The organism is Novosphingobium lindaniclasticum LE124 (genome assembly GCF_000445125.1).
Lineage (GTDB): Bacteria > Pseudomonadota > Alphaproteobacteria > Sphingomonadales > Sphingomonadaceae > Novosphingobium > Novosphingobium lindaniclasticum.
In genome coordinates this window covers 1-12,104 of sequence record NZ_ATHL01000080.1, presented here as the reverse complement: position 1 = coordinate 12,104, position 12,104 = coordinate 1, and the positions used below count along the sequence as shown (strand labels likewise).

The 12,104-nt window shown below is 65.0% G+C and carries 10 protein-coding genes; 3 read left to right on the top strand and 7 right to left on the bottom strand.

Translation table 11 applies throughout. The features are described from left to right. From rpoD to L284_RS37000, 6 genes are all read right to left on the bottom strand, one after another. The coding region (gene rpoD / locus L284_RS37020) for an RNA polymerase sigma factor RpoD (protein ID WP_021234395.1) at positions 1-1,671 on the bottom strand (1,671 nt) is incomplete at its 3' end. 313 nt (positions 1,672-1,984) lie between these two features. Continuing rightward, positions 1,985-2,695, bottom strand: a complete 711-nt coding sequence (locus tag L284_RS49030) for a cold-shock protein (protein ID WP_031342341.1) — start codon at positions 2,693-2,695, stop codon at positions 1,985-1,987. 413 nt (positions 2,696-3,108) lie between these two features. Beyond that, positions 3,109-4,113 (bottom strand): DUF2891 domain-containing protein, encoded by a 1,005-nt coding sequence (locus tag L284_RS37015; protein ID WP_021234394.1) that lies wholly within the window; start codon positions 4,111-4,113, stop codon positions 3,109-3,111. After that, the gene (locus tag L284_RS37010) at positions 4,110-5,048 is read right to left on the bottom strand and encodes a 5-oxoproline transporter, DUF979 family subunit (RefSeq protein ID WP_021234393.1); all 939 of its coding nucleotides are present in this window, start codon (positions 5,046-5,048) and stop codon (positions 4,110-4,112) included. The genes L284_RS37015 and L284_RS37010 overlap by 4 nt, the downstream gene beginning before the upstream one ends. Continuing rightward, positions 5,045-5,710, bottom strand: coding sequence for a 5-oxoproline transporter, DUF969 family subunit (locus L284_RS37005; protein WP_021234392.1), 666 nt, complete (start codon positions 5,708-5,710; stop codon positions 5,045-5,047). Before L284_RS37005 ends, L284_RS37010 begins: the two co-directional genes overlap by 4 nt. 22 nt (positions 5,711-5,732) lie before the next feature. Then, on the bottom strand, positions 5,733-9,368 hold the full coding sequence (locus L284_RS37000; RefSeq protein ID WP_021234391.1) for a hydantoinase B/oxoprolinase family protein: 3,636 nt from the start codon (positions 9,366-9,368) through the stop codon (positions 5,733-5,735). 133 nt (positions 9,369-9,501) lie between these two features. Between L284_RS37000 and L284_RS36995 the strand changes: the two genes are divergently transcribed. From L284_RS36995 to L284_RS0124295, 3 genes are all read left to right on the top strand, one after another. Continuing rightward, positions 9,502-10,011: a winged helix DNA-binding protein gene (locus tag L284_RS36995; RefSeq protein ID WP_021234390.1), complete on the top strand. Its 510-nt coding sequence runs from the start codon at positions 9,502-9,504 to the stop codon at positions 10,009-10,011. A 93-nt stretch (positions 10,012-10,104) separates the two neighbouring features. Next, entirely contained in the window at positions 10,105-10,398 is a 294-nt protein-coding gene (locus tag L284_RS47425; protein WP_021234389.1) for a UvrB/UvrC motif-containing protein, read from the top strand. Then, complete coding sequence (locus L284_RS0124295; RefSeq protein ID WP_031342339.1) at positions 10,395-10,643, top strand: DUF3253 domain-containing protein; 249 nt, start codon at positions 10,395-10,397, stop codon at positions 10,641-10,643. The genes L284_RS47425 and L284_RS0124295 overlap by 4 nt, the downstream gene beginning before the upstream one ends. A gap of 294 nt (positions 10,644-10,937) precedes the next feature. Here the strand turns inward: L284_RS0124295 and L284_RS36990 are convergent, their stop codons facing one another. After that, entirely contained in the window at positions 10,938-12,041 is a 1,104-nt protein-coding gene (locus L284_RS36990) for an IS630 family transposase (protein ID WP_031341929.1), read from the bottom strand. Between the last annotated feature and the right edge of the window lie 63 nt (positions 12,042-12,104).

The window sequence follows — 12,104 nt, the reverse complement described above, 5'->3', positions numbered from 1 at the left end:
CACCTTTTCGAGCGGCATGGACAGGCGCTCGGCCATTTCCTCGGGCGTGGGCTCGCGGCCCTGCTCGTGGAGGAACTGGCGGCTGGTGCGGACCAGCTTGTTGATCGTCTCGATCATGTGGACCGGGATGCGGATCGTGCGGGCCTGATCCGCGATCGAGCGGGTGATCGCCTGCCTGATCCACCAGGTGGCGTAAGTGGAGAACTTGTAGCCGCGGCGGTACTCGAACTTGTCGACCGCCTTCATCAGGCCGATGTTGCCTTCCTGAATGAGGTCCAGGAATTGAAGGCCGCGGTTCGTGTACTTCTTGGCGATCGAGATCACCAGGCGCAGGTTCGCCTCGACCATTTCCTTCTTGGCGATGCGCGCCTCGCGCTCACCTTTCTGGACCATGTTGACGATGCGGCGGAACTCGGGAAGCGCCATGCCGGTGGCGGCGGCGATGTCCGACACTTCCGAACGGATTCGTTCGACCGGATCGGCCTCGGCTTCCGCAAAGGCCGCCCACTTCTTGTCCTTCCTGGACATTTCGGCAAGCCAGGTATCGTCCAGTTCGCGGCCGACGTAGGTATCGAGGAAGTCGGCGCGCTTGACCTTGTGACGCTCAGCCAGGCGCAGCATCTGGCCGCCCAGCGTCGTCAGGCGGCGGTTGAAGGCATAGAGGTTGTCGACGAGATATTCGATCTTCGTCGCGTGGAACTTCACCGATTCGACCTGAGCGGTCAGGTCTTCGCGCAGCTGCTGGTACTGGTCTTCCTTGGCGGCGGGGAAATCGATGCCCAGAGCCAGCGCGTCGAGACGTTCCGACTGAAGGCGTTCGAAGGCCTGGAACAGCTCGGTGATGAGCATGAACTTCTCAAGCGCCTCGGGCTTGAGCGCCGCTTCCATCTGGGCGAGGCTGAGGGTGTTGTCCTCTTCCTCTTCCTCGGCTTCGCGCTTGGGGATCGGGTTGCCGTCCTCGTCCAGTTCTTCCGAGTTGTCCTCGTCCGAATCGTCCTCGTCCTTGAACGAGGGGCCGGCGGTCTTCTCGCTGATCTCGCCGTCGTCGTCGCCTTCACCGTCCTCGGACAGGCTTTCCGGCGCCGGCTCCTTCGAGAGCATGGCGTCGAGATCGAGGATCTCGCGCAGCTGCATCTCGCCGTTGTTGAGCGCTTCGGACCACTGGATGATGGCGTGGAAGGTGATCGGGCTTTCGCAAAGGCCCAGGATCATCATGTCGCGGCCGGCTTCGATCCGCTTGGCGATGGCGGCCTCGCCCGCACGGCTGAGCATTTCGGCCGCGCCCATCTCGCGCAAGTAAAGGCGCACGGGATCGTCGCTGCGGCCCAGCGAATCGGCATTCTTGCTATCGGCCGCCCGGCGGGGGGAGACTTCGCCGCCGTCGCCGAATTCGCCGTCGCCGCGGTCTTCGCCGACCGGCGAATCGGCCTCCGACTCGTCCTCGTCGTCATCCTCGTCGTTTTCGACGATCTTGACCCCCATTTCCGAGATCGCGGCCATTATGTCCTCGATCTGCTCGGAGGACATCTGGTCCTGGGGGAGGGCAGCGTTCAATTCGCTGACGGAGATGGTGCCACGGCGCTTCGCACGCGCGATCAAGCGCTCGACCGATCCCTTGTTGAGATCGAGAAGCGGTGCGTCTCCATCCGCACTGCGATCGTCGTTGCTCATTTCTACGCCTTTTTCCCTTGCACCTCGGCCTGAAGGCTTGCGCCGACAGGACAAGATCTTGATCTGAAACCCTCACCGATCGCGCCGCGACATCCTGTTGTCGATGACGCGGCGATAGCTGGTCGGTACCGACGGCGGCCTGCCGTCGGCCGGTCCTAGCCAGCGAGCGGGGAACTTCCAATTCCGAATTTAAGCACTCATGCGACCAATTGCGAGGGGGCACGGCCCTGAACGCTGCCGATCAGGATATGCAGGCGCCTCGCCAGGTCGGCGGCGGCCCCGGTTTGCGACGGCAAACCGGGGCCGCACGTCGTCAGCGCAGGACCAGGTTGACCGCTGCGGCCTTGCCCCGGCGATCGATCTCGATTTCGAATTCGATCTGGTCGCCTTCGTGCAGGCCCGAGAGGCCCGAACGCTCGACGGCGCTGATGTGCACGAAAGCATCGGGCTGGCCATCGTCGCGCGACACGAAGCCGAAGCCCTTGGTCGCGTTGAAGAACTTGACCGTGCCCGCGGCCTTTTCGCCCGTCATGCGGCGCTGCATCGGGGCCGATTCGCGCCGTGCCGCCACGATTACCTCGCCGACGATCGTCAGTTCGCTCGCGGAAATCCTGCCGTCGCGTTCGACGAGCTGGAATTCCAGTTGCTGGCCTTCGGCCAGCGTTTCGAGACCGGCCGACTGCACGGCACTGATGTGGACGAAGGCATCTTCGCCGCCGTCTTCGCGCTGGATGAAGCCGAAGCCCTTGTCGGAATTGAAGAACTTCACCGTGCCCCGTCCCTGGCCGATGACCTGGGCCGGCGCACCGCCGAACCCGCCGCCGCCGCGCGAGCCGCCGAAGCCACCGCGCTGACCGCCGAAGCGATCATTGCCGCCGCCGAAGCGGTCGTTGCCGCCAAAGCGGTCATTGCCGCCAAAGCGGTCATTACGGTCTCCGTATCGGTCGTTACCGCCGCCGAAACGATCGTTTCCGCCGCCAAACCGGTCGCGGCCGTTACCGCGGTTTCCTCTGTCGAATGACATGAACTGAATTCTACCTTCGCTACACTCGGGAAATATCTACCCGTACGCGTGAGCGCGGCACGCACGGCATCTGCAATGATGTCAATGAATTTCCCCGCGCTTCCTGACGAACCGCCATCCTGATGGATGGCTGATGATCATGGAAGCATGGGAAAATGCACTTACCTGTTTACCTATAAGCCTGCCACGGCCGCGGCTGAGTGTTTCCCATTCCATCCATGCCGCACGGACTGGTACGATAAAACATCGGCGTCTACTTTCGCGACAGGTTCCATATCTTGACTTTGTCGGAAAGCTACCACCCGCATCGACCGGGCGCCACTCAGCTCAGGCAAATTCATCGATCGCCCCTAGCACCGATTTCTCCGCGGCGCCACACTCTCATTTCAGGCAGCGCTGGCGGTGAGCCGGGCCTAGCGCGTGGGACCAAGCGCCAGCAGGGCGTAAGTCGCCAGCCAGTGCTCGCCCATGTAGTCGCCCGCTATATGGGGAAGAGCCGCGTCCAGGTGACGCCGCGCGATTTCGTCTCCCCTGGCGCGAACTCCATGACCTGCGGGCAGGGCCGCTGCGATCTGCCGCCAGCACCAGGCGCGGCTGAGGTTGAGCCCGTCGAGATGCGCGATCTTGCCGTCCGTCCGGTCGGAGACGAAGGCGGGAGTCAGCAAGGTCTCCGGCCGCCCCTCCGCGATCTCGGGGAGAAAGGCGTCGAACCATTCCGTGAACGCAGCCGGCGGCAGAACGCGGCTCATCGCCAGGGCTTCCGTGAGCGTGGGCGAAAGGAACTCGTCGCCGGACGGTTCCCAGGCCTGCGCGGCACGATCCTTGCCGAACCAGTCGAGCAGGCGGCTCTCGATCAAGGCGGCAAGATCGGCGTGCCGCTCCTGTGCCCATTCGTGGGCAAGCACGAGGGCGAAGGCCGAATTGCTGTGGACGCCGTGACGGATCGGATAAGTCAGCTTGGGCAGGTAGTGCTCGAAACGCTGCGCGAAGCTCTCGGCCAGCGGCGAGAGCGCCTCGGCCCAATCCGGGTGATCGTGAAGCGAGAGTTCATGATGCAACGCCAGCAGCCAGCCCCAGCCGTAAGGCCGCTCGAAGCCTTGCGACAGCGGGCGGGCGAGATAGGCGATCTCTCCGGCGATCTTTTCTGGCACCAGCATCACGTCTGCTCGCGCGCGAATGGCGGGGGCTTCGGGCATGTCGGGGAACAGGCGAAGCAGGCGCATGACTTGCCACCAGCCATGGACGCAGCTGTGCCAGTCGAAGCTGCCGTAGAACACCGGGTGGAGCGCCGAGGGGGTCTCCGCACCGTCCGGCCCCTCGAGCACATGCTCCAGTTTGTTGGGATATTCCCTGCCGAGGTGGCCAAGCGTGAGCTGTGCGAAGCGCGAAGCATGTTCCGCCGTCAGGATCGTGGTCATCGAGAGAACCCTAGAAAATAGAGAAGAAGGATGTTGGCTGCCAGCATGGCGAAGGCCGTGGGGGCCTGGGCGCGGATGACGCCATATGTGTCGCGCAGGCCCAGCAGCGCCGCGGGCACGAGGTTGAAGTTGGCGGCCATGGGGGTCAGCAGGGTGCCGCAGAAGCCGGCCAGCATGCCGATCGCTGCCACGGCGGCCGGATCGCCGTGTTGCACGCTCACCAGCAGCGGCGCGCCCATGGCCGCGAACATGACGGGAAATGCGGCGAGGGCATTGCCCATGAGCACCGTCAGCAGCGCCATGCCCGTGCAATAGAGCGCGACTTGCGCGAAGAGGCTGCCGCCGGTGTCGACATGGTCGAGCAGGCCGCCCACCGCCGTGCCCATTCCCGCCGCTGCATAGATGATGCCGAGGCTCGCCAGAAGCTGCGGCATCAGAATGGCCCAGCCGAGACCGTCTGCCAGACGCACGCCTTCGCGCAGGGGCGCTTGCGCGCGTGCACGGAACCAGATCATGCAGATAACCGTCGAAGCCACGGCGCCGAGGGCCAGCGAGACGAGCGTGGCGTCGGAGGCCTCGACGATTCCCGGAACCGACTTGAACAGCACTGTGCCCGCCAGTGCTATCGCGGGAATGGCCAGTGCCGGAAGGAACAGGCGATTGCCGTAGCGCGCGGCTGCCGCTTCCTGCCCTTCGTCACCGGGCGCCGGAGCCGCTCCGGTTCGCCCGGACACGGCGACCGCAACGATGACGATCGCCAGCACGCCGTTCGCAGTGTCGGAGATATAGTCGCCCAGCAGGAAGCTCAGCGCGATCAGCCCCCAGAGCAGCGCCGTGGCGCGGCCCTTCCGGTCGCGCCGGTGCAGCGCCGTGACCAGCGCGAACCCCAGGAACATGGCTCCCGCCAGCGCATAGACGAGTTCGAGCCCGATCACGCGATCTCGTCCCGTAAACGCCTGCGCTTCCGGTCGAGCAGCAGAACGCGGCCCCCGTGGATCAGCAGGGCCGCGATCGCGGTCGGCACCGCCCATAGGGATAGCGCGAAAGGCTCGGCCTTCATGCCGTAGCCTTCCATCACGCCTTTCATCAGCAGGATCGAGCCGATCGCCAGGAAGATGTCCTCCCCGAAGAACAGGCCGATATTGTCGGTCGCGGCTGCCATGGCCTTGGCGCGATCGGCGTCGAGGGCGGAGCCGTCCTGCTCGGCAGCCGCTTGCGCCATCGGGCCGAGCATCGGCCGGACCATGGTGACTTGCCCGCCAAGCTGGGTCAGGCCCACGGCGGAGGTCAGCTGCCGGGCGAGCAGATAGGCGAACAGCAGCCGCCCCAGGGTGATGCCGCGCAGCCCGCGCATCAACTGCTTGGCGCGTTCCTGCAATCCGTGGCGTTCGAGCAGTCCGATGGTGGGGATGACGAGGAAGACCGCGGTCACGAACTTGTTTGCGTTGAATGCGGCGCCAAACCGCGCGAGCAGTTCCGCAAGCGGCAATCCCGCCGCCAGCCCCGCCGTAGCCGCAGAGGCCAGCACGACGGCCAGTGGATTTACGCGGGCGATAAGCCCGGCGACCAGGACGACGACGGCTAACAGAACCAGCATGCCATGTGCCCCCTCTTCTTGCTCAAACCGGCGTCGCGGTGTCGGAAGCGGCGCCGAAGCCGCCGCCGCCCGGCGTTTCTATGACGATGGCATCTCCCATGGCCAGCGGTACTTCCGCTGTGCCGCCCAGATCGATTCGCGATCCGTCCCCGCGCTCGACCCATTGCCGTCCGGCCTGTCCTGGCGCGCCGCCCTGGAGGCCGAACGGACCCTCGCTGCGGCGTGAGGAGACGATGGTTGCGGTCAACGGTTCCAGCGCCACGACCTTGCGCACCACGCCGTCGCCGCCGCGATGGTATCCCGCGCCGCCCGACCCCTTGCGGATGGCAAAGCATTCGAGCCGCACCGGATAGCGCATCTCGAGAACTTCGGGATCGGTGATGCGCGTGTTCGTCATATGGGTGTGGACCGCCGAGGCGCCGTCCGCACGGGCGCTGGCCCCGGCGCCGCCGCAGATCGTCTCGTAATACTGCACGCGCTCGTTGCCGAACAGGAAGTTGTTCATGGTCGCCTGCGCACTGGCGGTGGCGCCGAGCGCGCCGAGAAGGGCATTGCAGACCGCCTGGCTGACTTCGGTATTGCCCGCCACCACCGCTGCGCTGGGGCGGGGAGACAGGAAAGTGCCCTCGGGGACGACGATCTCCAGCGGAACCAGGCACCCTTCGTTGAGGGGCAGGTCGGAATCCACCAGGCAACGGAAAGCGTAGAGCACCGAGGCGCGGGTGACTGCCGGAGGCGCATTGAAATTGCCCGGACGCTGCGCGTCGGTTCCGGTGAAATCGACCGTGGCGCTGCGACGGCTGCGGTCCACGCTCACCTTGACGCGCAGCCGTGCCCCGTCGTCCATGCGATAGTCGAAGGCGCCGTCGCCGATGCGGTCGATCACCCGGCGCAGGCTTTCCTCGGCATTGGCCATCATGTGGCCGACATAAGTGGAGACCATGCTCCAGCCATAGCGGCGCAGCAGGGCCAGGATCTCGCCTATGCCGGTCTCGTTGGCCGCGACCTGGGCCTTGAGATCGGCCACGTTCATGTCGGGATTGCGCGCCGGATAGCGTGCCGCGGCAAGCAGGTCGCGCAAGGGCTGCTCGCGGAATGTGCCGCCTTCCAGCAGCAGGAAATCGTCGATGACGACGCCTTCCTGCTCCAGGCAGGAGGAAACCGCGGGCGTGGAGCCGGGCGCGATGCCGCCGATATCGGCATGATGGCCGCGATTGGCCACGAAGAAGCGGATGTGCTCTCCCGCCTCGTCGAAAACCGGCGCCACCACGGTGACGTCCGGCAGATGGGTGCCGCCGCGATAGGGATCGTTGAGCGCGACCATGTCGCCGGGTTTGAGACTACCTTTCCGCGCTGCCAGTACGGCACGCACGCTCTCGCCCATGGCGCCGAGATGCACCGGCACATGCGGCGCATTGGCGATCAGGTTGCCTTGGGCATCGAACAGTGCGCAGGAGAAATCGAGGCGTTCCTTGATGTTGACGCTTGTCGAGGTGTGCCGCAGCACGGCGCCCATCTGTTCGGCGACGGCCATGAACATGTTGTTGAACAGTTCGAGCATCATGGGATCGGCGATTTCGCGCCCATCTTCGCCCTGATCGCGGTCCGGCTTTGCGGCGGCGGAGCCTTCCTGGCGGAGGACGAGATTTCCCCAACCGTCCGTCGTCGCAACCCAGCCCGGCTCGACGACCGTGGTGGCCAGCGGCTCGCGGATCAGCGCCGGGCCGGCGATGCGGTCGCCCGACAGCAGCGCGGTGCGATCGTAGACGGCGGCAAGGGTCTCCGCCCCTTCCGCCCAGAGCGGCATCTGCGCCAGGATCGGCAGCGCTTCGCCCTGCGCCCGTTGCTCTAAAGATGGCATGGTTACCGGCTCGCCCGGCAGGATCACTTCCACCTCGATGCTGTCGACCACCAACGCACGGCCGGGCGTGGAAAAGCCGAAGCGGGCGAAGTGGGCCCTATCGAAAGCCTCGCTCATCGCGCCCCTGTCGTCGAGCGCGACTGCGATGCTGGTGTCGGTGCCCTGATAGCGCAAGTGAACGCGCGCTTCGGTGCGCAGCGCCGCACTCGCGCCATTCGTTGCGATCGTCCCGGCGAGTTCCGCCGCGATCGCATCGGCATTCCCACGCAAGACCGTGACGGTTCCGGCATCGAGCGGACGCTCGATCGCCACCCGCCGTACTTCGCTGCGATCGGCCAGGCCCATGCCGTAGGCCGAAAGCACACCGGCGAAGGGATGGATGAAAACCGTGGATATGCCGAGTTCCGCCGCGACCATGCAGGCATGCTGCCCGCCGGCGCCGCCGAAGCATTGCAAGGTGAAGTCGGCGGCATCGTGGCCACGCTCGGTCGAGACTTCCTTGATCGCCCGCGCCATCGCCGCGACGGCCACGCGCACGAAGCTCTCCGCGACTTCCCTGGGTTCGGTGGCGCGTCCCGTTGCCGCCTCCACGTCTTTCGCGAGCGCGGCGAAGCCCCGGGCAACGACGTCCCGGTCGAGCGGCAGGTTGCCGTCGGGGCCGAAGATCGCCGGAAAGAACGCCGGCGTGATCCGGCCGAGCATGACATTCGCGTCGGTCACGGTCAGTGGGCCGCCCCGGCGATAGCAAGCCGGACCGGGGTCAGCGCCTGCACTGTCGGGCCCGACGCGGTAGCGAGCGCCGTCGAAGTGCAGGACCGAGCCGCCCCCCGCCGCCACCGTGTTGATCGCGATCATCGGCACGCGCACTTTAGCGCCGGCCACTTCCGCGTCGATCACCCGCTCCAGCGCGCCGGCATAGAGCGCGACATCGGTGGACGTGCCGCCCATGTCGAAGCCGATGATGCGTTCGAAGCCCGCCGCCTGCGCCGTGCGCGCAGCGCCGATGACGCCGCCGGCCGGACCGGACAGGATCGCGTCCTTGCCCTGGAACTTGTCATGCTCCGTGAGCCCGCCGTTGGACTGCATGAAGTAAAGCGGCACGTCGCCCAGCCGATCGACGACCCGGCCCACATAGTCGCTCAGGACAGGAGAGAGATAGGCATCCACGACGGTGGTGGAGGCACGCGGCACCAGGCCGAGCAGGGCACTGGTGCCGTGGCTGGTGGAGACTTGCGTGAACCCGGCCTGCCTTGCCAGATCCGCCAGCCGAAGTTCCACTTCGGGATACTTCCAGCCGTGCACCAGCGCAATGGCGCAGGCGGTGATCCCTTCGCTGCGGTGCCGCGCGAACATTCGCGCGGCGGCGCCGGCATCGAGCGACGAGATCGGATTGCCATCGAAATCGCATCGCCCGCCGACTTCCTCGACCGCGGTGTAGAGCTGTTGCGGCAGCCGGATATCGAGCGCGAAAAGATCGGGACGGCTCTGGTCGCCGATCTCCAGCAGGTCGCCGAAGCCCTCGTTCACCACGAGCAGCAGCGGCGCGCCCTGACGTTCGAGCAAGGCGTTGGTGGCAACCGTGGTTCCCATCTTCACGCTGGAAACGAGACCTGGCGGCAGAGGTGCATCCGGTGCGAGATCGAGCAGGGCTCGGATGCCTGCCGTTGCGGCGTCGCGGTAGCGCTGGGGGTTCTCGCTCAGCAGCTTGGTCGAAACGAACGTGCCGTCGGGGCGCCGGCCGACGATGTCCGTGAAAGTACCGCCCCGGTCGATCCAGAACTGCCAACCCCCAGTCATTGCTCACTCCGACATTTTATCGATAAATTGTGAATGACGGTGTTTTTCTCCTACTGTCAAGCGGTCCCTGCATCGCCCAACGACCTGCCGGAGCATGATTGACAAGCGCTCCGGCGCGATTTCATACACCCCTATGAGCGCCAAAGAACCCGGTCCGATCATTTCCTCCGCGCACCTTGCCGATGGCACATCTCCCGCGCTCTCCGAACTGGAGTTCAGTCTCACCCTGGCGGCCAATGCCTATCAGAAATGGATCGTGCGCTGTGCGGCGGCGGTTGGGCAGCAGCTCACTCCTCTGGAAGTGCTGGTGCTCCATTCGGTGCGGCACCGCGATCGGCCTAAGCGGTTCATGGACCTCATGCTGGTGCTTCATGTGGAGGATGCGCATCTGGTGAACTACGCCGTCCGCAAGCTGTCGACCGCCGGGCTGGTGGTGACGAGGCGGGTCGGCAAGGAGAAAGTCATCGAAGTGACGGCGGCGGGCATCGACTTCTGCGATGCCTATCGCTCCATTCGCGAGAAAGTGCTGGTGGGCGACGTCAAGGCGTCGCTGGACGAAGCGGCGCTCTCGCGAACCGCGGAAACCCTGCGCATGCTTTCCGGAGACTACAACCAGGCGGCGCGCGCGGCGGCGACGTTGTAGGCGGCGAGGAGGCGCGGCGGCGTGAAACCACGTCTCGGCGCTTCAAATTGAAACCGGGCGCCACTTAAGCGCGGTGCCGCGCGTTGCGTCGTCATGAGCGACACGATTGAAGACTTGCGCAAGAGAATGGACGCCGCTGCCCGCGCACTCGATTTCGAGGAGGCGAAGAGATGCCGTGACAGGATCAACCTCATGCGGGGCGGCGCCACGGCGGAAGAGGCTGCCCAGGCCGACGTCTCGGGATTGGAGCGCCAGATGCCGGGCGCCATGGGGCTTGGAACGAGCCAGGGACGGAGGGCACCGCCCGCCGGATGGAAACCTCCGGCGAGGCCGGATCTCCTGACGACCGGCCGCGCCCGGCGGCGCGGGAAGCCCCGGGAACCATGAACGCGCGGGACGCCGCTTTGCAGCTTCTCGGCGCGCGAAGGGCCGGCGCGACGATCTGTCCAAGCGAGGTCGCTCGGGCTCTGGCAGGCAAGGACGACTGGCGAGAAGCGATGCCGGCGGTCCACGCCGCGGTCGATGCCCTGGTTTCCGAGGGGTTGGTCGATCTGAGCTGGAAGGGACAGGGTCTTGCCAGGCGAAGCGGGCCTTATCGCATCAGCCGCCGGTCGAGAAGCGAGCGGCATTGATCGAGCCTTCGCGGTCTAGGGCGTAAACTCATAGATAGCACCATCGAGGTTTGAGGCAAAATGGTTCAGCGCAAGGAAGGAAGCCGCAGGAATACCTCCGTATTTCCAGGTTTCCTGACGAAGCGATGGACCATTTTGCGTCAAATCCGAAGGACGCCCAAATGGCTTCCMTCTCGMRCCRAARCGACCTTGGACGGGCARCCAGCCCGCCCGGCGGCCGCTTCGGCCCGAGCTGTTCGCCATTTGGACGCCTCAATGGTGCCATTTATGAGTTTACGCCCTAGTCATCTGAATCTAAAGTTCGCCACATAATGTGCGTTCTGCGGTCTGGCAGAAGCGCTTGACCGAGGCGAGGATCTCGTCTGCCGACTTTGTCCATCGGTACGGCTTTGGGTTCTGATTGTGACGTTCGATGAAGGTTCGGATGTCCTGCTCCAGTTCGCTCGTGGAGGTATGAACTCCGCGGCGTAACTGCTTGCGGGTAAGCTCGGCAAACCAGCGTTCGACCTGGTTGATCCAGGATGCCGAGGTTGGCGTGAAATGGACATGGTAGTGCGGGCGACGGGCGAGCCATGCCCGGACCAACGCGGTCTTGTGAGTGGCGTAATTGTCCATGATGATGTGGACATCGAGGTCGCGCGGTACCTGCGCGTCGATCTGTTTGAGGAAGTCGAGAAACTCGGTGGCGCGGTGACGCTTGTAGCATTTGCCGATGACAAAGCCCGAGGCAATATCGAGCGCTGCGAAGAGTGAGGTCGTGCCATGACGGACATAGCTGTGCGTGCGGCGCTCCGGCATGCCAGGCATCATCGGAAGGACCGGCTGCTCGCGATCGAGAGCTTGAATCTGGCTCTTCTCGTCCACGCTGAGCACCAACGCTCGGTTGGGCGGCGACAAATACAGACCGACGATATCGCGGACCTTGTCGACGAACAGCGGATCGCTCGACAGCTTGAACGTCTCCGAGCGATGCGGCTGAAGTCCGAAGGCGGTCCAGATGCGTCGGATCGTCGTGTGTGAGAAGCCAGTTTCTCCTGCCATCGAGCGGATCGACCAGTGGGTCGCGTCATCGGGCTTTGAACGCAGCGTCCGCTCGATCACGGCCGCCACCTGATCGTCCGCGATCGATCTGGGCCTGCCTGGTCGAGCCTCGTCCAGCAGCCCTTCGATACGATCCTTGAGAAAGCGCCGGCGCCACTTGCCGACGGTGTGCTCATGCACTCCCAACTCCGCCGCTACGACCTTGCTTTGGATGCCGTCCGCGCAGCGTAGGATGATCCGACACCGCTCCGATATCGAGCGGGATACCCGCCGCCGCCGGACCTGCCGCTCCAAATACTCACGTTCTTCAGGCTCCAAAACCACCGGTGCCGTCGGCCGTCCGCTCGCATTCGCCATGCTGCGCTCCTCTTGTCGCACACACAACATACAATGAAGCTTACTTTAGTTCCAGATGACTAG